This window comes from uncultured Sutterella sp. (assembly GCF_937923675.1).
Taxonomy (GTDB): domain Bacteria; phylum Pseudomonadota; class Gammaproteobacteria; order Burkholderiales; family Burkholderiaceae_F; genus Sutterella.
Window position 1 is genome coordinate 1 of record NZ_CALDXB010000005.1, and the last position, 21,433, is coordinate 21,433.

At 61.7% G+C, this 21,433-nt stretch carries 17 protein-coding genes; all 17 read left to right on the forward strand.

Annotated elements, in window-relative coordinates:
- The first annotated feature begins 555 nt into the window (after positions 1-555).
- Positions 556-750 (forward strand): hypothetical protein, encoded by a 195-nt coding sequence (locus Q0106_RS00265; protein ID WP_297607439.1) that lies wholly within the window; start codon positions 556-558, stop codon positions 748-750.
- A gap of 852 nt (positions 751-1,602) precedes the next feature.
- Positions 1,603-1,935, forward strand: a complete 333-nt coding sequence (gene traA / locus Q0106_RS00270; RefSeq protein WP_297607441.1) for a TraA family conjugative transfer protein — start codon at positions 1,603-1,605, stop codon at positions 1,933-1,935.
- Positions 1,935-2,222: a type IV conjugative transfer system protein TraL gene (gene traL, locus Q0106_RS00275; protein WP_297607443.1), complete on the forward strand. Its 288-nt coding sequence runs from the start codon at positions 1,935-1,937 to the stop codon at positions 2,220-2,222. The genes traA and traL overlap by 1 nt, the downstream gene beginning before the upstream one ends.
- Before the next feature lie 125 nt (positions 2,223-2,347).
- Entirely contained in the window at positions 2,348-2,935 is a 588-nt protein-coding gene (locus Q0106_RS00280) for a TraE/TraK family type IV conjugative transfer system protein (protein ID WP_297607445.1), read from the forward strand.
- Positions 2,936-3,102: 167 nt separating this feature from the next.
- Positions 3,103-3,876, forward strand: a complete 774-nt coding sequence (locus Q0106_RS00285) for a type-F conjugative transfer system secretin TraK (protein ID WP_297607447.1) — start codon at positions 3,103-3,105, stop codon at positions 3,874-3,876.
- Positions 3,866-5,254 (forward strand): TrbI/VirB10 family protein, encoded by a 1,389-nt coding sequence (locus tag Q0106_RS00290; RefSeq protein ID WP_297607448.1) that lies wholly within the window; start codon positions 3,866-3,868, stop codon positions 5,252-5,254. Before Q0106_RS00285 ends, Q0106_RS00290 begins: the two co-directional genes overlap by 11 nt.
- Before the next feature lie 53 nt (positions 5,255-5,307).
- Entirely contained in the window at positions 5,308-7,089 is a 1,782-nt protein-coding gene (locus tag Q0106_RS00295; protein WP_297607450.1) for a TraV family lipoprotein, read from the forward strand.
- Complete coding sequence (locus Q0106_RS00300) at positions 7,086-9,782, forward strand: TraC family protein (RefSeq protein WP_297607452.1); 2,697 nt, start codon at positions 7,086-7,088, stop codon at positions 9,780-9,782. Before Q0106_RS00295 ends, Q0106_RS00300 begins: the two co-directional genes overlap by 4 nt.
- Positions 9,783-9,908: 126 nt before the next feature.
- A complete protein-coding gene (locus tag Q0106_RS00305; RefSeq protein ID WP_297607454.1) occupies positions 9,909-12,230 on the forward strand; it encodes a hypothetical protein in 2,322 nt (773 codons plus the stop codon).
- Between the two features lie 8 nt (positions 12,231-12,238).
- The gene (locus Q0106_RS00310; protein ID WP_297607455.1) at positions 12,239-12,496 is read left to right on the forward strand and encodes a hypothetical protein; all 258 of its coding nucleotides are present in this window, start codon (positions 12,239-12,241) and stop codon (positions 12,494-12,496) included.
- Positions 12,493-13,857, forward strand: coding sequence for a hypothetical protein (locus tag Q0106_RS00315; protein ID WP_297607457.1), 1,365 nt, complete (start codon positions 12,493-12,495; stop codon positions 13,855-13,857). The genes Q0106_RS00310 and Q0106_RS00315 overlap by 4 nt, the downstream gene beginning before the upstream one ends.
- Positions 13,854-15,020: a TraU family protein gene (locus Q0106_RS00320; RefSeq protein ID WP_297607459.1), complete on the forward strand. Its 1,167-nt coding sequence runs from the start codon at positions 13,854-13,856 to the stop codon at positions 15,018-15,020. The genes Q0106_RS00315 and Q0106_RS00320 overlap by 4 nt, the downstream gene beginning before the upstream one ends.
- A gap of 156 nt (positions 15,021-15,176) precedes the next feature.
- On the forward strand, positions 15,177-15,836 hold the full coding sequence (locus Q0106_RS00325; protein WP_297607460.1) for a hypothetical protein: 660 nt from the start codon (positions 15,177-15,179) through the stop codon (positions 15,834-15,836).
- A complete protein-coding gene (locus Q0106_RS00330) occupies positions 15,833-16,576 on the forward strand; it encodes a hypothetical protein (RefSeq protein ID WP_297607462.1) in 744 nt (247 codons plus the stop codon). The genes Q0106_RS00325 and Q0106_RS00330 overlap by 4 nt, the downstream gene beginning before the upstream one ends.
- Positions 16,573-17,814, forward strand: coding sequence for a hypothetical protein (locus Q0106_RS00335; protein ID WP_297607463.1), 1,242 nt, complete (start codon positions 16,573-16,575; stop codon positions 17,812-17,814). The genes Q0106_RS00330 and Q0106_RS00335 overlap by 4 nt, the downstream gene beginning before the upstream one ends.
- Positions 17,811-20,384 carry a conjugal transfer protein TraN gene (gene traN, locus Q0106_RS00340; protein WP_297607465.1) on the forward strand — a complete coding sequence of 858 codons (2,574 nt, stop codon included), beginning with the start codon at positions 17,811-17,813 and terminating at the stop codon, positions 20,382-20,384. Before Q0106_RS00335 ends, traN begins: the two co-directional genes overlap by 4 nt.
- Positions 20,381-21,355 (forward strand): conjugal transfer protein TraF, encoded by a 975-nt coding sequence (gene traF / locus Q0106_RS00345; RefSeq protein WP_297607467.1) that lies wholly within the window; start codon positions 20,381-20,383, stop codon positions 21,353-21,355. The genes traN and traF overlap by 4 nt, the downstream gene beginning before the upstream one ends.
- Positions 21,356-21,433: the final 78 nt, after the last annotated feature.

The window sequence follows — 21,433 nt, forward strand, 5'->3', positions numbered from 1 at the left end:
CTCTTAACCGATGGGAACGGTGCTTAATTACCCGAGCGCGTTATGAGTTTCGGGGGTATCCCTAATACGTCGTTTTTAAGAAGTACCTTTTAGTGATTTCAGTGCATTCAGTATGTGTAGCGTTTCTACCTATATATCAATTGTCGCAGGAAACACACGCAAAGTTAAAAACACAAATTGTCCGGCGGTTTGTAATAGCTTAGTTCTATAGTTAAGTCCTGATGCCGCTCTGACCACTTTGCGCTAAAGTTTTCTTGAGCGATCGACGGCTCCTGAAGCCTCTTCCTTCGCCCCTCGCTGCCGTCTCTTTTCCTCGAACAAGCTATGCCTAATCCTCAAGAAGTATCGATTCCGCTTTCAGAGGTTCCGGCCCCTGCTGAAGAGCGCCGGCGTGCAGCGCCCGCGTCCGAAAAGAAGACGCCGTCTCAAACGCCCGAGGAAGACTCCCTCTTCTCCGACCTTCCGATTCCTGAAGCGCCTCCTAGAAGGAAGCGCACGCGGAAGACCGCTCCCCGCGCAAAAGGTAACCCCAGATCGAAGAAGCAAAAGCAAGGAATGCTCGAAACCGACATCAAGTCGGAAGCTCTTGCGCTCTTCCAAAAGGGACTTACAGCGCAGGCCACTGCCCGCGAACTCATGCTTCCGCTCTCCGCCGTCTCCGGCTGGTGGGCGGAATACGAAAAGGGAACGCTTCTCGCAAAGAAAACCGAAGCCTCTCCCCAGGCGCCTGAAGAACCCGTTCTCTTCTGAGTCTTTCTGCCGTTTCGCCCGGCACTCTCCACCGCTCTCATCTCCATCGGCACTTTTCCCCCTATTCGCGCCTTTCCCTGATGCAGCGCGAACGCTCCGCCACGCTCGTATTCCACGTTTACGAAAGCTCTTCAAAAGCCCGCATGCCCCTGTAGAAGCGCGATGTTTGCAGACCTCAGTTGCCTTCTTTGATTTAAATCAAAGAAGTTTTCTCCCAAACAGTCCGTTTACAGATCAGTACCTCGCCGGTCTCTTAGTCCCGATTTTTGGCACATTCCGCTGCAACCCTGAACACGATTCCGTAAGCCGCAGATTCAAATTTATGTTCTTGTACCACACACACACCGATTCCAGTCTGTGCCAGTAAATTCAAAAATTTCGTGTTTATTAATGATGCGAATTTTACTCGCTTTCCGTAGACACTCTTCCTCATTTTTCAAGCAATTAAGGTACCACCTTCTCTTCCCGAACCTGGCCGTTCTAGACCTCGTCAAACGACCCTATTCGGCTTCTCAGGCCCCCTTTTTCCCGGCATGCGAGCACCTCACCCCCGGTATTCGCTGCTGCATATTCCTTTTGCATCCCGTTTTCAAGGATCTCCATTTTTCACGTTTTTTCTTCTCAGCCGCTCACTTACTCAAACTTTTCGTCCATCTCATTGTTTTATATTGATTTATTTCGTTTCAAAAGCCCATCTGTAAAATCGGGCCGATGACGTTCAAAAACAAAACGCACTTTTTCGATTCTTCCTGTAGGATGCGTCTCCCTGAATTGAAGCAGCCGGCGCTTTGATTCAGTACGCCTGCTCCGCATTTGAGGGCAGTGACATCAACCTCTTTCTTTAAACCTTAGATGAAGAATAACCTCCCGATTTCTCAAAAGGCTCGATCGGCCGATAAAGCAAAACTCACTGCCCTCCTTCTGGTTGGAACCATCTTCGCCATGACGGCGCCGGATGTTCTCGCAGCTACCGGAGCAGATGATTTTCAGGCAATTTATGAACGCCTCTTAGGATGGACGCAGGGCTCTCTCGGGAAGGCCCTGTCCCTCACATTTCTTATCATTGGATTGATAGTCGGATTAGTGCGTGGATCGCTCATTGGAAGCGTCATCTGCGTCGGCGCCGCTCTGGCTCTCGTCACGATGCCGTCGATTCTCAATTCCATTTTTACGGCGACGATTTGATGAGCGTGTCTGAAGGCTATGCGGTTCCGAGATCACTCGAAATCAAGCCCCGGTTTCTCTTCTGGAGCGCCGAGCACGTGATCATAACCTGTTCCCTCATGATTATCGGCGGGATCATTGATCACCTGATTCTGGGAACGCTCGCCGGGATCCTCACGGCTTCCTGGTGGAGCCGCATATCCGCGAAGCAGAGCTCGGGGTTTGCCCTTCATCTCGGGTACTGGTACGTCGACGGCCTCAAGCTTGAACGAACGCCCCCGAGCGCCATGAGGCGCTTCGTCGGGTAGTTTGAACCCAAAGGCTCTGAAGCGAACCTATTCGTTCCGCTCTGCTCTGCTTCTCAATCTGATGGAGGGGCTTCTCTCTTCAAAGCCCCTCCATCCCTCACCATCCAACTTTCTCTCCGCTCACCATGACACCCACACTCACCGGCGCCATGGCGGCCCGTCTGGGCATGCGAAGCCTTGTCTTCAGAACGCTCGCCGCAAGTCTTGCGACCAATGTTCTTCTGGGGTGTGCCCTGCTCCTCAAAACCCCGCCCGCGCTCACGATTCTTATGCCGCCCGGCGCAGGAACAGCCGAGGAAGGCTGGGCCTTCACGAACGACGCGCCCGACAGCCGTTATCTCGAGCGGCACGCGCTCTCGCTCGTCTCGATGCTCACCAACATCACGCCGCGAACGATGGAAGGCTCTCTCTCAAGGCTCCTTGAACACGTGGCGCCCGAGAGCTACGGCGCGATGGAAATGCGCCTTATGCGTGAGATCGCGAGCCTGAAGAAAGACATGGCTTCGGTTGCGTTTTATCCCTCGCGCACAAGAACGGACGCGAACGCGCTCGCGGTCACGGTGCTCGGAGAACGAAAGCTTCTCATCGGCTCTGCCGTCACGAGCTCCGACCAGGTCGCTTATGAGGCGCGCTTCCGGTATGCGGCGGGAAGACTCTTCCTTCTCTCCATTACGGAGCTCACGAACGAAGAACGGGAAAAGCGCTTCCGATGACGGCACTCTCCCGGTAAGACTCCTTCAGAACCCATTCGAAATGACTGCCCTGAGAAGCTTTGTCCTCAGCGGCGTCAGGGGCCTTGCTGCCTCAAAGATTCTCAACCCCATCATTCAGAACCCTCATGACCCACCTGATGTCCTCTTGGAAAAAGCCCGCGGTTAGCGTGCTTTTCGTCATTTTCCCAGGAATTCTCGCTCAGTCTTTTCTCGACTCTGCAGAAGCCCGGGAACCCGCTCCTCAGGCCGAAGCCCCGTACTTCCGCACAGAAGCCTCCCGCCGGATGCTTCGCTACGATGTCCCTGCAGGAAAAACCTCCCGCATCGCCGTTCAGGAAGACCGGATCGTGAGCGCGGTCTATGACCGTGCGCTCCTCTCGATCCAGACCAACTCGCAGTTGGGCGAACTCTACGTTCAGCCCCATATGGCAGGAGAAGCCGCGGTCTACCTCTCGACCGAGAGCGGGAATTCAATTTCGATTCTCTTGAACGCTGAGGAAGACATGGATCCGCAGACCATCATCCTCTCGAAATCGCCGGGCGCCTTTGCAGTCGGGACCGACACCCGGAGCTCCCGGATGCTCGCGCCCATGCCGGCGGCGGACTATGAAGCCGCCGTGAAGCGGATCATCCGTCAGGCAGTGCTGAATGAAGAAACGCCCGACGTCATGAAGCGCGGCGCCTGCCCGAAGCCGTCCGTTTCGCTTGGAGAGGCCATCCTTGCGCTTCAATCCCTGAAGCCCAAACTCACCGCCTGTTGGTCGTCGATGGGCTTCAACGCCTCGGTGCTGCGCGTCACGAACACCCGCCTCGCACGCCAATCGATTGACGAATCGGTCCTCACCCGCGGCACGATCCTCGCGGCCGCGATCGACCGGGATGAACTCTCCTTAGGCGCCTCCGCCTCCCTCATCTTCGTGGAGGCCGGAAGTGGCAGCTGATGATCACCTCCCGGGGCAGGGAGGCGGCTCCCCGTCCTCATCCGGCTCCGGCTCGTCCGTCTTTTCCTCCGCCTGGGCCTCCGTGCGCTCGCGGATGTCCGACGCTCAGCTCTCGAACGACTTCCGAAAGAAGAAGCAGAAGGGCTTGCTCCTTGCTGTCGGCGCGGCGCTCCTCGTCCTGATCGGGGGCGGCCTCGTCATGTCGCCTGAAGCCCAGAAAGGAAAGACGAAAAATCAGATTACCGACACCGATCTCACGCTCCACCCCGATCGCGCGCAGCGCGAGGCCTACAGCCTCATGACCGAACGCGCTCTCGAGAAGCTTTCGATGCGCCTGGACAACCTCGAGAAAGGACTCTCCGAGATGCGGCTCACCTATCAGGATTCCGTGACGAACCTGAAGGGGTCCGTACGCTCTCAGGAAGAACTCATCCGGTCCCTCGACCGAGACCGCCGCGCCTGGGTTGAATATCAGGCGAAGACTTCACAATCAAAAGCTTCCCCTTCCATTTCGTCGTCTGCGCCTGAAGCCGCTTCCGGGAACCCCTACGATCAGGCGGATCTTGATCGTCAGATCGGGAATGCCGCACCGGTGACGCCTCTGAATGGGGCTTATGTTCCTGAGGGCGGCAGGCTCGCAATGGTGACGCTTACGCCCCCGAAGGACGAGCGGCGCTTGAACGCTCCCCGCTTTGCGCCGGCGCCCATTTACGAGTACGAGAAGCCTCTCGCCGTCAACCGCGCCGCCGGAACGACCGTCGAAACCTACATCCCGGCCGGATCCTTCGTGCGTGCGACGCTTCTCACGGGCGTCTATGCGCCGACGGGCGGAGCGGGAGCCTCTCAGGCCATGCCGGTCCTCATGCGGCTCGATGCCCCGGCGGTGCTCCCGAACCGATGGAAATCAAAAGTGGAATCCTGCCACGTCACGGGGTCGGCGACGGGCGACATCTCGTCCGAGCGGACGCTCATTCGTTTGGACCGCCTCTCCTGCGTCGGGAAGAAAGGCGAGACGCTCGACATTCAGGTCTCAGGCTACGCAGTGGGAAGCGACGGCAAGGTGGGCGTGAGAAGCACCCTCGTCACGCGAAGCGGTCAGGCGATTGCGGCGGCCCTTTCCACTGCCGTCCTTTCCGGACTCGGGAAAGCCGTGAGCCTATCCGCCCAGTCCGTCACAACGAACGTGACGGGACTCGACACGGTCCGCTACGACAATGCGCTCCAGGCGGGACTCGGTCAGGGGATGGCCTCCGGGTTCGACCGGATTGTCGACCATTACCTCAAGCTCGCCTCCCATATTTTCCCCGTGCTTGAAGTCGATTCCGGCACGCCTCTTGATCTCGTCATCTCGCAGGGTACGATCCTGCGTGAAAGCTGATGCCGATCTCCTTTCCCCAAGACCCTCATCAACTTCCAATTCAAGATCCTTTCATGACCCGTCTCAGCACCATTGAAGTCTTCGAGCAAACCCGTTCCGCCCTTATCTTTGAGTACGGCCCTGCAGCTGATCAGAACAACGTCCTCGGCCTCGTGAGCGGACTTGCCTGCCGTCTCGTCGCCATGAGGCTCCTTCACTCATGCAGCATCCATTTCGACGAAATGCTCGAGGTAAGGCGCGCCGAACCAGATCCCGCCTGGGACGATCTCCTCATGCTCGAAAGCCTCTGCGCCTGCAGAAAGGCGGCGGTGAGCTTCTACAGCCCGAAGAACGCCAAAAGCAATGTTGAGCTGATTGCCGTCGTGCGGCTTAAAGACTCCGCCCGCACCTTCTGCGTCATTGTGACCTGGAGACAACCGAAACTCATTGATCAGATCAAGCCCGCCTCGTCGCTCTGCCTGAAGTCCAACCAGTACTGCTACGAGGCATTGGGGGCCCGGGTCGCACCCATCAAAAAGGGAGACCCGGCATTCGAGGAGAAGTTCCTTCTTCTGACTGCGGCAATAGCGAGCAGCGCCAAAGCCTGGCAGGAAAAGAATGCCGTCGATTTCCGCTTTACGGCTCCCCCGGGAAACGAAAGCGCCGTAAGGGAAGAAGTGGATCCGTTCCTCAAGCGAATGATCCTCCTGAAGCCAGTCACCACCGACAAGCGCATGATGAGGAAACCGCTCCCGCAGACCACGCATGTGCGCGCTTGCCTCACCGAGCTCATCGACTGTGATTCGCACCACCGAAACGGTGCGTCCCTCTTCAGGCTTCCGGGGAAAGTTGCGGCAGCGAATGCGCTCGACCCGCATGCCGTGAGCTTTGAGGAGCTCCTTGATCTCTTTTACCGCCGGCTCACGGGCACATCATGGTTCCGTCACGCCATCGCCATGAGAAAGCACAGGGGCCACGCCATCGCGATCAGGGAAAAGACTTCTTATTCCGAACGCATCACTTCCTGGCTCACCGCCCACGTTAATAAGAAAGATCTCTTCCATACGTACCCTCATGCCGCGAAACTTACGGGGACGACGAGTCTCGCCTGCCTGTTCGTGGCGCTGATCCCGGGCTGCACCTCGCTCACGGGCCTCAACGCAACGGACAGCTTCTCCTGCCCCAAGGCTCCCGGGGTTTCCTGCTCGTCCCTTCATGAAACGTACGAAATGAATGCGGCCGGGCTCCTTCCGCACCAGCGTAAGGAAGAGCTTCCCGTCATTGCCGCTCCGAACTCGGAAGAGACCATGCCGGAAAAGGCCCTTTCGCCCGTTGCAAAAGTGGAAGTTCGCTCGCCCGTTGCGTCCGCTACCGGCACCACCAATGTGGATTCTGTCGTGGAGAAATCGGTTCCCCCGAAGACGAGGGAAAACTCCCCTGCGCCCAAAGGAAACGAAATTCAGAACCGCGAATCCGCACCGCGCCTTGAGCATCAGGAGGCCGCTCATTTCCTTGCCGCCGCCCCTCAGCGCCGGCCCGAGGAAATCATCCGCATCACGATAGCGCCCTGGACCGACAGCGACGGCGACCTCCATGAAGGCCACCGGCTCTACATGCGCGTGAAGGAAGCTTCGTGGATGACGCCGCATCGCGAGAACGCCGGGCGCTCTGCCGTCGTGTCGCTCCCCTTTGCCGTTGAACCGGCTCTTTCCGGCAAATCTGCTATTCCCCAGCATGAGGAAGCCGGCCGGAGTTCTTCGGGGACTTCGAGCTCGTCCGACGCGCTGCGGATGCTGCGCGACGCCTACGCCGAAGAGCTCGCTAAGGTTCTTCCCTCGGGGAGCAATCCCCGATGACGGCCCGGAAATCTGCCCTTTCCGGCGTCAGGCGTCTGATGGATTCCGCCCGCGAGGCGCTTTTCCCCGGGACTCTTCCTCAGTCCCGGGGCGGGCGCGTTCGCCATTCGGCGGAGCTCCCGGCAACGCAGTTGGACGGCGACCGCGCGGAGCTTGATTCTCTTGGGGCATATCTCCCCTACGATGAGCTGATCGAAGAGCACTTCATGGCCCTCTCGGCCGCTGAACCCGGCCGCCCCGAGGGCCTCGGCTTCACGATCGAGGTGATTCCGCAGACGGGCGTCACGGAAGAGATGCAGAAGACGCTTCTCACGCTCGGGAATCTCCCGCTTCCCGTCGGCTCGACGATTGCGATGACGGCCTATGCGTCGCCTGAAATCGACGGGCTCCTTGAAGCCTGGACGCGCTCGCACCTGACGGGGGTCGAGAAGCTCTCTGAAGACTCCCGCGGCGTCGCGCTCGGCATGGTCAGAAACCGCGCGGACCTCTTTCGGCGTGCGGCGCGGGATCAGATCCTCCCGGCCGCACCCGTCGAGGTCCGGCACTTCCGCGCATGGCTCTCGGTCGTGATCAAAACGAACGACCCGTATTCAGAGGAAGCGCTTGAGACCGCGCGCCGCACGGCGCGCGCGATGGAGGCGATTCTTTCTCAGGCGCACCTCTGGGGCGGACTCTGGGGAGCGGCCGACTACGCCCTCACGCTCCGAGAGCTCCTCAATCCCCAGAAGGTCCGTGCGGGAACCTTGAAGCCCAGTTTCCTCTCGATCTTCGACGAAATCCGCTGGCAGCTCATGGACCGCGACACCGAGGTAGAGGTCGAAAAGAACGGCGTCCTCTTTCACGGGGGATTGGAAGCAGATCCGGCAGACTCGCGAAAGCGCGGCGTCACGGCGATCGGCCTCTCGATTGAAAACTATGCGCCTCGAATGGACCTCGCGCGCATTTCATTGCTTCTCGGCGAACCCACCCGCGCAGGCGCGCAGATTCCGTGCCCGTTCCTCCTCACCTCGATTCTGGAAGTTCCCGACATCGCGGCCGAAAAGGCGCGGGTGTCGGCCATGTGCGTTCGAACCCGCCAGATGATGACGACGCCGATTGCGGCGCTCGTTACCCACTACCACGAGGCGCACCGCGAATTCACGATCGGCGAACGAAGCTTTGAGTCGGCCGGGGGCGTTGCACGGGTGCTTCATCAGATGCTTCTTCTCGCTCCCAGAGGGCGCGAAGCCGATGCCATTCAGGCAGCGCAGGCTTTGGGCCGCAAGGCGTCGATGGACCTTCAGACCAATACGGCGCTCCATGCTCAGGCGCTGATGGCCGTTTTGCCTTGTTCCGCGGGTCCGCGGCTCGCGTCCGACATGAAGAAGCTCCGCCGCTTCCCGAGACGCACGGCCGCCACCGCCATCTGCGGCATGCCCGTCATGACGGAATACCGGGGCACGGGTCCGAGACCGGGAAAGCGCGAAAGAACGCCGCTCCTCATGCTCGCCGGCCGAAAAGGCCAGGTCTTCTTCGTCGACCCGTTTGCCAACGCTCACGGCTCCTATTCGGCCACCGTCGTGGGCAAGCCGGGTTCGGGCAAATCCGTCGTCATGAACGAACTCACCGCTTCGACCATCCTCTCGGGCGGCCGGGTCTGGATCATAGACGCGGGGTTTTCCTACAAGAAGCTCTGCGGGCTTTTGGGCGGCTCCTTCATTGAATTCAACGACGAGGCGCGCTGGGATCTGAACCCTCTGAAGTTCCTGACGGACGGATCCCGCGACGGTTCGTTCGAGGGCGACGACCGGGAGCTCCTCGAAATGGTCGTGAAGATCCTTTCCGAACTCATGACGAGCCGGGGGCTCGACGACTATGCGGAGTCGATCCTTTCGGAGTGCGTGCAGAAGACGGCGCGGACGGCAGTTGCAGCAGGGAGGCCGCCCCTCATCGACGACCTTCGCGAAATGCTCACGGGCTACCGCCTTCAGGGACGCGAGGAACGCACGGCCCTTGAGATGGCCGCGATGCTTCAGCCCTTTGCGAAGGACGGCCCCTTTGCCAAATGGTTTGACGGCACGGGGAAATCCATCGCGTTCGACAAGGCCCTCACGGTACTGGAACTCGACGGACTCTCCGCTCACAAGCGGCTTCGCTCAGCAGTCCTCATGACACTCATGCTTTCGATCGAGCGCGCAATGCAGACGCGCCCGAAGTCGGAAACGAAGCTCGTCTGCATCGACGAAGCCTGGGACCTGATGGGCGAAGGCGCTTCCGGGCGCTTCATTGAAACGGGCTACCGGAGAGCCAGAAAGCTCAACGGCTCCTTCGTCACCGCCACGCAGTCGATCGCGGACTTCTTTCTCTCCGAAACCGCGGAGGCCGCCTGGCGGTGCGCGGATACGCGGATCTTCCTGCGTCAGGACGCGGACAGCCTTGAGGCGCTCGAGCGCGACGGCCGCATGGCCCGGGACCCGTGGCTCCGGGAAGCCATCACGTCGCTCACGACCGTTGCCGGGGCCTGGAGCGAGATGGTGGTGAAGGTGGGCGACGAGCCCGCCGCGATCGGAAGGCTTCTCCTCGACTCTTATTCGCGCGTTGCCTATTCAACGCTCCCCCACGAAGTCGACCTCGTCAACCGCTGGCAGAAGGCGGGGCTTTCCCTCTCCGAGGCCATTGCCCGAACGGCGGCTTCTGAAGCGCCGCCCGACTGACAAGGCTGAGGATCCCCAGACGACCTGTTTTTCGAAATCCCCGGGCATCGGATCACTTCCGACCGGGGCTGAAGGCTCGTTGTCTCTCCATTTTGTATAGATACTCAAGTTTTCACAAATAAATCAATGCCATCAAAGAAACCCACGCCATCGGCCGACACCGGCTCCAGGTCCCTCGCGTCTCCTCCTCCTGAAGCTCCGGAGACGCCCGCTCCTCTACCTGCCGCTACCGCACCCGCAAAGAAGCGGTCAGGGAAAGGCGCAAAAGCAGCGCCGAAGAAGGAAGCTTCAAAGCCTGCGAACCCTGTGAAGCAGGCAGCAGCTGAAGCCGCTCCAGCAACCGAGAGCGCAGCTCATGAAGCTGCTTCCGCCTATCCGTTCCCCCCGCCCCCGGAGGCGCTTCCCTGGGATGGCGTGGGCGATGCTCTGCCGAGGAGAAAAGATCAGCTCGAAATCAATCGACGGGAACGCGAAAAGCTCGCGGAACTTCTTGGCTCTGCTGAAGGCAATTCAGCCGAAGCCACTCACGCACGCGAGGCGCATGAAGAGAAGGCGAAGGCCGCTCCTGCTCCTGAGGTTCCCGTATTCCTTGGCAAATCACAGGAAAAGAACGCCCCTTCAGCGGCAAAGCCAGAAAAGCCCGCGACGGCGGCAAGCCCAGCCGTCGCTGCAAAGGAGAAGCCTTCCCCTGAGTCGAATGCGGCAGCGCCTTCGAAAGCCGCCGGCACGCCGAAAAAGCCGAAGGCTCAAAAGCCGGTGCAGAAGGCCGATGCGCCCAGGACGAAGAAAGCGGCCAAGCCCAAGGCAAGTGCGAAAAATGAGAAGTCGTCTGCTGCGGCCGCAGCCGCTCCGCAGGCTATGGCTTGCTTTCGGAAAGGAGAAGCTCCTCATGAAAGAACCCAGGCCGATCCTGCCGGGCACTCGTCCGCAGCCGCACCCGGAAACGCATCCGTAAAAGACGCTCCCGCCCAAAACGCCCCGGCTGCCGAAGAAAAGCCGGCTTCGCCCGAGCCGACTCGTTTATCGAGCGGTCGGTCGGGCGTCTTCGGCGCATCCCTCGGCCGCGGGCTTCAGGAACTGTCGGAAGAGCTTCCGGGAGAAGCTCCCGATGAAGGCTCCGGCGAAGCTTCTGAAGCTACCGGGCGTACTTTCGTCGACGCTCCCGCAGAGAATGAAGCCTCGCCCTCGGCTCCTGACGCAGACCGGGATGCCCCGCACTTTATTGCGCTCGACGGCAGGCGAAAGAATCTTGAATCCCGGGAGAAGCCCCATGAACCCATGCGGGAGCTCTTTCCCTCGGGCACGCACGAGCTCATGAAGGAGATGGCGGATCCCGACTGGAAGGAGAAGTTCCTCGCGGATTCGCTCGCGCTTCGAGATGAGTTGGCTGAAGAGGAAAAGACGCTTGCCGTCCGCGCGGCGGCTGACGCCGTACCGTTGCCAGGTCCGGAGGAACTTGCCCGGGCACGGATCGAATGCGAAGCGATCGCGGGCGAACGCCCTCGCCTTTCGCTTGCCGATCACCCCGACATCCTTGCCGTCTTTCCGGATGAACCCCGGGACGCCTATCTTGCCGTACTGATGCGAGAAATATCCCGTCTCGAAACGAAGGCGCGGGAGATTGCAGCGCTGAACCCGGCCGACCCGCGGCTGCCGCAGGTTCTCCCGGCCTTCGAGGAGGCGCTCGATGCCGCACTTCCCGCCTTTGAAGAAAAGGTGCGCGGGATCGATGCGCGCGTGCGGGTGCTGAAGGAAGCGGGCGCTGCCGCTTTTCTTCGGGAGCCCATGGCATCCGACGCTTTCCGTTCTGATGGCGAATCTGAGAGCAGGCTTTCCGGTCTGATGGATGCGCTCGCCCGCATTTCCCGGGGCGAATTCCCAAAGAGAATCGAAAAGCGGGAGCCCACGCCGACCTCGCTCTGGCTCGACGCGCTCGAAGGCGCTTCCAAACCGCACGCTAAAGCTGCGGCTTCTGAGGAGGTTCAGGGAATTCCTTGCCGAAACGTCTCCCGGATTCCTGTCGAGCCGTCCTCTACGTTGACGGATCACGCCCGGCCGGCGCAGATTGCTTCATCTTCTGATGGCAGCGTGCCGACTGCGGCTTCATCGCATTCTCAGGCGACGTCATTCCTCTTCCGTCCCGCTTCCTCTCTCGGCGCAATCGCGAGCGCGCTTCTCTGCGCAGCGATCGTGCCGGGACTCGTTTCCACGATTTTTCCGAGCCCCGCTTTTCAGTTGTTGACAGCGACTTCGTGCGCGAACGCGTGGCGCTTCTTCGGATCGCCCACACGCGTCCCGGGATGCCCGAACGCGAGGATCTCAGGAAGCTCGACGGCGGCCGGATTGATGAAGCGATTCGGGAAGCTGCGGAGTCGAGCGGCCTTCCTCTTCTCGACGCCAGGGCGGTTCTTGCTGGCACCGGCTCGTCGCGACACGCCCGCGACCTGACGGACGAAGTGTTCGAGCGCCTCGGGATTCGCCCCGAGGAGCTCCGGGTACTTGACGACGCGATCAAAGAAGGCTGGGCCGCGGACCTCTCGAACCTCGCCGAATCGAGGACCGTCACGCCCCCGGCCCTCATGGCGAAGGCGCGCGAGGCGGAAGCCGCTCCGCCCTCGCCCCATTCCGACCACGACTTCATGGACCGCGTGAAGAGAACGCTCAGATTCCTTGGGTCCGACTCAACTGAAGCCACGAAGGGAGAAGCGCCGTGAGAAAGCCTTTCGGCGAAAGCCTGAAGCCCGTTGAACCCCGCGGACAGCTCTACTCAGAAGCGGCCCGCGCGCACGCGGCCGACCGCATCGGTCCTGCGATTGAAGGCGAAAAGGCGCTTCTCGCGCTCTTTCTTCAGGGAGCGTCAGCCGTCAAGGACGACGTCACCGTGGAAGGGATGCTCGAAGTCCTCTTTGCGCGAGCGCTCCTTTCTGCGTCCTCCGGCGCTTCCGGAAAATCGGGTTTACGGGAAACGCTCAATCTTGCCCGCTCGATGGACGCGAAGCAGGTTGAAAAGGTGCTCGACGACTCGGCTGCCATGGCGCGGCTTCTCCGGCGGGAGAGGCTTCTTGCCGCCAAAACGATGAGAAAAGCGCTCCGTGAGGAGGATGACGCTTTTCTTTCCGAGAACAGAATCGGAGCGCTTGAGGCCGCAGCCGACCTTCCGCCCGTGGTGGAAAAAGTGCTCGAGCGCAGATCCTCCGCCCCCTGGGATGCCCTTCATGACGGGCATCTCGGCTCCCGGCGCGCCGCATGGGCGCTCGGGATCGTGCGCTATGCGCGGGCGGTTGCACCTGAACGCGGAAGGCGCATCACCGCGGCCCTCTCGAGCCTCGGCGAAGCGATGGGCGAACGGGGCTCGGACCTCTCCCGCATTGCGTCCCTCTGGACGATGCGCCGTCCGCTCGTGGTGCTCCCCGAAATCAATGCCTACACGATCAAGCTCGTCCACGACCTCTGGCTCGCGGACCCGGCGATTGCCGCCGTCAATACCGGAGCGCCCGTCAAAGGGAATCCCTTCGCGACGCTTGAGATTCCTTTCGTCGAGGACCAGAAAGGGTATTTGAAGGCCTTTCTGTCGCTCTCGGAGCTTCCTGCGCTCGTCGAACCCCGGCTCGGGGGCTTCACCGTCACTGCGGCGACGGGACTGATGCGACTCACGCGTTTGCCGAAAAAGAACCGCTTCGGGAAAGGCTTTGCCATTCCCGCCTGGATGAGAACGTTTGCCGAGATCGGGCTTCTGAACCGCCACGACAATGCGCTCAAGCTGGGAACGCGCCTCTCGCCCGCCGTCCGGCTCAAGTTCTTTTCGCTCTACCGCGAACTCATCCGCGTCCCGATCGAAGGGGAGCGCTTTGTCGACGGCCCCGAGGCGGATGCGATCCGCTCGGCCCGCGCGCAGCTCCTTGATGCCCGGGAGGAGCTTCTGCTTCTCATCGCACGCGAGGAAGAGAAGGCGGAGCGGGAGCTCGAGGCTCGGGAGGAGCGCGCCCGGAAAAGAAATGAACGGATGAGAAACAGGACGCCAGACGCTGACCGCAAGGCTGAGCGACCGGTTGAGGCGGTGGAGGCGGCGGCATGAGCTTCTTTTCCTCTCAATTCTTTCGCGCCCTCCCGCGCCCTGCCGTTGCCGTTGTCGTGCTCGGATTGCTTGCCGTGTCGTCGGCGAGCGAGGCTCTCGTCTGCAGCGGCAGGATTCCGAATCCCATCACCGACGTCTGCTGGTCCTGCATGGAACCCATCACCATTGCGGGGAGCGCCTCGATTTCGGGAAAGGGAAAGCTGCCGGACGCCCAAACCGATGCGGCTCCCGTCTGTTCCTGCGGAAGCGGCGTCAATCTGTCGGTCGGGATCAACATTTCCTTCTGGGAGCCTCTGCGCACTGCGGAGGTCGTCCGCCATTCGTGGTGCTTCCCGAGTCTGGGCGGCATGAAGCTCGATCCGGGCGGCATCCGTTCGTCCGACCATGGACGGACGCCGCAGGGGTTCGGGAAAAACCGCCGCACCGCCTTCTGGCAGACCCACTGGTATCAGACGCCCTGGCTCTTCGTGCTCGAAGCGCTTCTCGACAACGCCTGCATTGAGGAAGCGCCGTGGGATCTCGCATACCTCTCGGAACTCGATCCCCTCTGGGACGATTCGATGAGTTCGTTTCTCCTCTCGCCCGACAGCGCGCTCTTCACGGCCGGAGCGGCCTTCGGCGCATGCGCCGTCGACTGTGCGCTCGCAAGCGCGGGACTCTCAGAAAAGACGCTCTACTGGTGCTCTGGCTGCCAGGGATCCGTCTTTCCGCTCTCAGGGTGGATGGCCGCGCAGACAAGCCCCCTGCAGGCCTGGCACCTGATGGCGCACCGCTTTGCGATGAAGCTTTCCCGGGAAGGGCTCCTCTGGTCCGCGCATGGAAAGAAGGGCCAGTGCGGACCGTACCTCCAGCCCATTTTCGACAAGTCCGTCTGGCGAACGCAGCTCCTTTATCCCTCCCGGACGACGGACAAGTCTTCAGGCGGCTGCTGCCAGCCCCTGGGGCGAAGCACTTCCCTCTGGGGAAGCGGCAAGACCTTCCCCTACACGGGCGAAGACGGTGCGGTGCTTCTCTGGCGAAAGCGCGACTGCTGCCTCTCGGCCGGGATGGCCGATGCGGTCGCAAAGTCGGCTGAGTTCATGTCGAACGCTGCAGAGGGCATTGCTGCCCGAAGAAGCGCACTTTTCACTCATCCCGCCCGCACGGACGCTGCCGCGAGGTGATTTCCGGCTCCGGCCCTTTATGCCACGGGCGTGCCCTCGGCTTTCCTTCTCATCCCGGCTGCCGCTTCTCTCTGACTCCTTGTTTTCTTTTTTTCATTCATGACGAAACACTTTCCTCCTTCCCTGCCCTTTCTTCTCCTGCCGCTTCTTCCATTGGTGACGGAGACCGCCCTCGCGATGCCGGGCGCGCCGATGCTCCCGCTTTCGGCCTTCGCGCCCGGGTGCAGCGATATGAGCGCAGGACGCCCGGTCATCCTGCATCCGGCAGAGGGCCCCGTCTACCCCAACGACCTCCCCGACTGGGCGGAAGTCTTGCAGATGACGGTGATGCACTACGAGGCTTCGGGCGAATTCGAGCGCCGCCGGCAGAAGACTTTTTCCGACATGGAAGCAGCACTTGAGTCGCCCCGCGGTGCAGTGAAGCTTCCGCGGGCTGTCCGGAAAGATCGCCGTACGATTCCATTTCCCGAAGAACTGAAGCGCTTTGACCTGCGCATGTCGCAGGGCGAAGCGCTGCAGAAAAAGGTCTTTCTCCTGATCGACGGCGACGATGAGGCTCAGCGCCGCTGGGTCAAAGCCAAGCTTGACGAAGAAGCCCGGGGTAAAGGCCTTGCCATGGCTCAGGTGGTTCTCCTCTCGGGGAAGCGAAGTCTCGTTCTGAAGGAGATCGGGAGCCACGCCGCGCTCGTGCGGGTGATGCTCGACCAGGGCGGTCAGATGCGCCGGATGCTTGAGGTAACGGCGCTCCCCGTAAGCGCCGCCTTCTCGCTCGAAGGCTGGGAAATTGAAACTGAAGTTCTGGAGGAGCACGCATGAGGTGCTCTTTCTTAAAGCATGTTCTTTTCCCCGGGCTTCTCCTTCTTTCGTCAGGCATATGGGCCGCAGAAATTGCGGCACTACCAGAGCTCGCGTCAAAGAATGACAGAGAGGTAGAGGCGCTCCCCTCCGGCCTCCCGGAACCGGCTGCAGGAGAGGGATTCCCCGGACTTTCAGGCCTTTCGGAACTTTCAGGTCTGGAAGCGCGTTCAGGCATTCTTCCTGAAACTGACGGCGACTCCTCCCTCACCCATGAACCCGGCTCCATCGTGATTCTGGCGGCTTCTTCCATTCCGGGAGCAAGCCTCCGTGCGATTGCGAAGGATGCCGCGCGCCTCGGGATTCCGCTCGCGCTCTCGGGGCTCCCGGTGAAGGCGAGGCGCGGGGAAGCGATTGCGGCCGCTGAAAAGCGGGGCGACGCCAAAGGCGCTTCGCCCTTCGTGATCGACCGGGAGAAGACCCTCTCGCTCTCGCGGCTTCTCAACGACTGCGGGGCTTTGGCCGCAGCCGCTCCCGGCGTCTGGCATGCCGTACGTGACCGACTTGATGCAGAGCCCGCCGTTCCGGCGCTCGTTCTCTTTGGCACAAACTCGATTGAAGTCTTCCCCGGAGACATGCGCCCCCTGAAGGCGCTCTTTCTCGCGTCCATGCGCGCAAAGTCGCCCGAAATCCGATCGCTTGCGAAGGAGCGTCTCAAGCGCCGCGGGCTTTTCGAGGAAGCAAGGAGCCTCTTCTCATGAAATGCCGTTCTCTGAAAGCGCTGACGCTTGCCTGCTGCTTCTCAGCAGCTCTTCCCGCCGCGGCAGCTGCCGAGGGCGCAGCTGCGGCTGATCCCGCGGAAGCCGTCCGCGCCGCGCGCTCGACCGCACTCCCGTCCTGGAAGGACCTCTCGTCCAGGGAATCCGAAGTTCTCACGGGCTTCGGCGGAGGCGACCGGTCGCTCGTCTCGCGCGAGGAATCCTACTGGCAGTCGGGGAAGGGCGACCTATACGGGCCGTCCGTCAACCGCACCGTCCGCTGCCGCTCGGCCTCGGACCCCGAGTGTCTTGCCGTGCAGGTGCTCGACCGGGGCTTCGCGGACCGGCCGGCCGTGCCGGATTCCATGCTCGCCGGGCGCGACGAAATCATCAATGGTCTCGGGAACCCGCCCGCCGGGAGCAATCCCGGCACCTGTCAGGATTTTTCAATCTCGATTCCGGCGATCCGCCAGGAGATGACGTGTTCGGCGGGCGCGCCCTTCATCGATCAGACGTGCCTCACGGGCTGGGAAGCTTCCGGGAGTTCCAATTACACGCGCTGGGCGTGCTTCATTGCTCCGGAAATAGAGAAGACCTTCACCTGCCGCGTGCCCGCGGGCTTTTCCACCACGACGGAAACGCACTACACGTGTCTCTTTGATGGTTCCGCTCTTGCGCCCGAGCGCGAGGAGCGGATCATCACGAATGCCACAGCATCGGCCGTGTTTCCGGCCTCCTGCCGGGCACCCCAGATGTCCGTGACGACCGTCACGTGCTCCGAAACGCTTTCCGTTTCGGGCGCGCCTTCCTGCAAGACGGGGACATCGGCTTCCACATCAGCCGAAGGCGATGCAGCGCTCAAGTCCGACGGCTGCTCGGGGTTCGACACGCTGACCCTCTCCCACACCTGCCGGCCGGAGACGAGCGATGCCGGCCGCCAGGCCGTTGTTTCGATAAATGGGGCAGCCAATCGCCTGACGCTCCGCGGAACAGGCAAGGGCCAGATCACCAAAGGGGCCTGCAAGGCGTCAATCAATATTGAGTCGCACACGTGTTCGGGTGCGGCAGGCACCTCCTGCACCGTGAAGGCCCGGGCACTCATCTACAACGGCTCCTCCTACATGGGGAAAATCAACGCGGTGCTCGCCTATCAGGGCTGGAGTTCCGGCGGAGGACTCGTTGAGGAATGGACGGACGGGTGCAAAGGCTTTACGGGCGCATCCCGGGGAGGTTCCGAATGACGAACTTTTTCGCATCCTCTCGAAAGGGAACTCCCGCTGCGGTGCGGCGGGGTTCTGCCCTGGTTCTGTGGGCGGCCTTCTGCGCCTCCCTCGGCACGGCCATGTTGTTTCAGAGTGAGACCGCATCTGCGCGTACCTGCGTTGAGCTCTCGAAAACCTGCGCCGACACTGCAGACCGGGTTGTGAACGGCGAGACCATTTCGCGCGAATGCTGGAAATGGGAGAAGACCCTTTCCTGCGTCGACGAGTCGCCAGCGAAGAATCAGTGCGATCCGGGCGTCATCCCTTCGACCTGCAGCGTGACGGCGGAGAAGTGTGCGGCGACGGATGCGGCCCACGGGTGTCTTGAGACCCTCTCGGACCTCCTCTGTACAGAAATACCGTCGGGCCCCGGAATTACGCCGGAAGACCCCAGAATCTCTGTTTCCTGGAGCACGGTCGAGAAGCCCGGGCTCCCCCTCGGGGACGGCTGCGTCGTCTCCGCGCGCACGTGCCTCGACTCGGATCCGCGCGAGATCCCGGTTGAGAACCTCCCCGGCGAGACCGCGACGGCATCTCCCGCCTGCTGGGAAGAAGTCCTCACGATTTCCTGCCCTTCGCACTCGGAAGCGGAGTCCTGCGAAAAGCTCGAGGCTGCGGGCTGCACGCTCGAAACAGAAAAAACCTGCGACAGAAGGGACGATGCCGGCCGCTGCATCTCCTGGAGCGCGGCTTACGTCTGCAAGGGCGTCGCGATTGAAGGCGAAGACATCGTCGAGGGCGAGAGCACCGAAATTCCCGACGGCGGAATCGTCGAGGATGAGTCCGAATGCAGGGAGAAGCTCGGAAATGAATCGCTCTCGGGGCTCTCCTGCGAACCCGTCAGGCGCACCTGCACCAGCCCCGGCCGCACGGAAGTGATTGACGGGGTTGAAGTGACGCTCCCTTGTTCGGAGTGGCTCGCGGAATTCGTCTGCCGGGCTGAGGGCGAAAACGGGTGCGAAGTGCTCGAAAGCCTCGCCCTTTCGGGCGTCTGCAAGCCCGAATCCGAACCCGTCTGCGAGTCCGAGGCTTCCGACGGCAGCTGCCGGCGGTGGAAGTCCGTCTACCGGTGCGGGAAGACCGAGGGTCCCGGGAATTCTGAGGATGCGGGCGGCGCTGAGCTTCTCCCGCCCCTCGAGGAGTCGGACGCAACGCCCTTTGATGCCTGCGGCGACCTCAGATCAGACAGTACGTGCGTCGAGACCGCGAAAACCTGCATCGAAGGCCCCGGCATCAAAATGGTGAACGGGGAACCCGTCTACCGCGACTGCTGGAAGTGGTCTCATAGCTTCACCTGCCGCATGGCGGGCGAAGGCGAATGCGGGGAATATGACAGGAACCCGTCCTGCCGCCTCGTCTCCGAAGCCTGCCCGGGCGGGGGAACCGAGTGCCCCAGACCCACGCGCGTTTATGAGTGCGTAACGGAGGGCTCCTCCTCGGCCGCGGGCACCATCTGCTCGGGCGAAGCCTGCATTGCAGGCGTCTGCGCGCCCACCGACGACAAGCCCGACGAGGACTTCGCCAACACGCTCGTCGAAATGGAGATCGCCCGCGAAGCCGGGATCTACGGCGACGTTTCCGGGAACCGCTTCTTTTCCGGCATTGCGCTCGGCTGCCGCGACAGGAAGGCCGCCAAATCCTGCTGCCGCACGGAACCCGAGGTCGGGGCGTCGAACAGCGCCTTTTCGCTCTACCTCTCCTTCGGCGCGGGCGCGGGGATGGAAGCGATCAAATTCGTGGGGTCGCCCTACGTCTACGACGTCCTTGCCTACTCGGACTCGACTTCCGGGCTTCTCACAAAGCTCTACGGGAACGCGCCCAACGGCGTCTACGAACCTTCCTTCTCCTTCTGGGGGGCGACGGCTTCCTGGACGCAGACCGGGGGCTGGAGCTTCAACTTTTCGCCCTCGGGCTTTGCGCTTGCGGCCGCCATGCACTTCTACCAGGGCTACGCCTCCTGCCGGGCGGAAGACCAGCGGGTCGCAATGATGAAGGGCGCGAGGCTCTGCAAGTACCTCGGCACCGTCTGCACGAATACGACCCCCGGGCTCGGGTGCACTGAAACCGAGGAACGCTACGTCTGCTTCAACTCGCGCCTTGCCCGGATTCTGAACGAAGAAGGGAGAAGCCAGCTCGGGCGCGGCTGGGGCACGCCCATTGAGCCCGACCTCCGGGGCTTTACCGCTGAAGAGCTCGGAAGCCTCGACTTTTCGAAGATGGACCTCTCGGAATTCGTGGCCGACGTGGTGCGGGAAGCGATGAAATCCGGAAATGCCGTCCCGGACGCGTCCCTTGCCCGCGCTCAGGAGCGCGTCGCCGACATGCTCTCAGGAAAGCTCGCTCACTATTCGGCAATGCCCGGATCAACGGGCGTCTCCCGGACCGGAACCGGGCGCACGGGGCTCAGTTCAGCCGGCGCTTCCGGCGGTTCGACGAGTCCCTTGAGTCCCTTCAATTCCTTCATGACCGTTCCCGAATGGCAAACGGACGTGCGCGCGCGGACTCTCCGCTCGCCCCGCGTCTTTTTCCCGGAGGATTCAATCAAATGACCGGCATTCTGAAATCCGCTCCCGGGTCTTCCCGGGCAATGGCAGTTCTCGGCCTCGCGATTCTCTCAGCCATTCCTTTTTGGAGCGGAGCATCCGCCGCCCCGTCGGACGGCTGGTGGACGGAAGACGTCTGGACTGCGCCCGACCGGCCGTTTCTCTACTACGGAAGGGAAGCGGAAAAGGCTCGTGAGGAAGCGAAGAGGAAAGCACCGGAGAAGGATTCTGCCGAGGTTCCGAAGAAACTTATGCCGGAAGTCGAAAAAGATCCCGACGACTTTTCGCGCTTCTCGACCATGGAAGAAGTCCGGAAGGAATATTCCCTCCGGCTCGACCGGGCGGTGATGACGCCGACCGCGGAAAACGTGGCGGCGCTTCAGGCGATCTCGGTCTACATCTTCGGGAAGTCCCAGACCTTTGCCGAAGCGTTCGAGCGCTCCCGGCTCTCGAACCCCCGCTACGACTGGACCGCTTCGCACCCGAGCGCGAACTTTGCCGTCGTTGAGCTTGCGGCCTCTGAAGACCGCCGCATGGAAGCCTTCATGAACGAACTTGCGCTCGAATCGGGCCTCATCTTCGTGGGCGGCCCCAATGCGGAAGCCAATGCCCTCGCGCTCGGTCCCGCCGCCGCCTTTGCGCATTCGCACGGGTTTGAGGTGCTCGCCGTTTCAACGTCGGCTCCGATACCGGAGCGCGACGGCATCGTCGTGCGGCCGGACAACGGGATTGCGCGGCAGATCGGGGACGGTTCTCCCGGGCCGTTTATCGCGCTTCTCCCGAAACCGGGAAGCCGGTCGCCGCTCCTCGAAGGAAGCGTCCCGTCCGGGAAACCTCTTCTCTTTTCAAGCGGCATCGCGAGCGTGACGGAACTCCGCCGGCGGCTTCTCATCATGCTCGCACCCCCGCCCTCAGCTGAGACCGACGCGCGGTCGCTCCTTCGCCGGGCCGAGGGTGCCCGGCGTCAGGAGCCCTGACGGCTCATTCGGGCCCCTGGGACCACCTTCACGCCCCTGTTTCTTCTCTTTCGAAAAAAACAATAAAGTCATGCAGTT

Coding starts and splice junctions, on each gene's coding strand:
- Q0106_RS00265 (WP_297607439.1), top strand. CDS start 556: ATGCTCGAAACCGACATCAAGTCGGAAGCTCTTGCGCTCTTCCAAAAG.
- traA (WP_297607441.1), top strand. CDS start 1,603: ATGAAGAATAACCTCCCGATTTCTCAAAAGGCTCGATCGGCCGATAAA.
- traL (WP_297607443.1), top strand. CDS start 1,935: ATGAGCGTGTCTGAAGGCTATGCGGTTCCGAGATCACTCGAAATCAAG.
- Q0106_RS00280 (WP_297607445.1), top strand. CDS start 2,348: ATGACACCCACACTCACCGGCGCCATGGCGGCCCGTCTGGGCATGCGA.
- Q0106_RS00295 (WP_297607450.1), top strand. CDS start 5,308: ATGACCCGTCTCAGCACCATTGAAGTCTTCGAGCAAACCCGTTCCGCC.
- Q0106_RS00300 (WP_297607452.1), top strand. CDS start 7,086: ATGACGGCCCGGAAATCTGCCCTTTCCGGCGTCAGGCGTCTGATGGAT.
- Q0106_RS00305 (WP_297607454.1), top strand. CDS start 9,909: ATGCCATCAAAGAAACCCACGCCATCGGCCGACACCGGCTCCAGGTCC.
- Q0106_RS00320 (WP_297607459.1), top strand. CDS start 13,854: ATGAGCTTCTTTTCCTCTCAATTCTTTCGCGCCCTCCCGCGCCCTGCC.
- Q0106_RS00330 (WP_297607462.1), top strand. CDS start 15,833: ATGAGGTGCTCTTTCTTAAAGCATGTTCTTTTCCCCGGGCTTCTCCTT.
- Q0106_RS00335 (WP_297607463.1), top strand. CDS start 16,573: ATGAAATGCCGTTCTCTGAAAGCGCTGACGCTTGCCTGCTGCTTCTCA.
- traN (WP_297607465.1), top strand. CDS start 17,811: ATGACGAACTTTTTCGCATCCTCTCGAAAGGGAACTCCCGCTGCGGTG.
- traF (WP_297607467.1), top strand. CDS start 20,381: ATGACCGGCATTCTGAAATCCGCTCCCGGGTCTTCCCGGGCAATGGCA.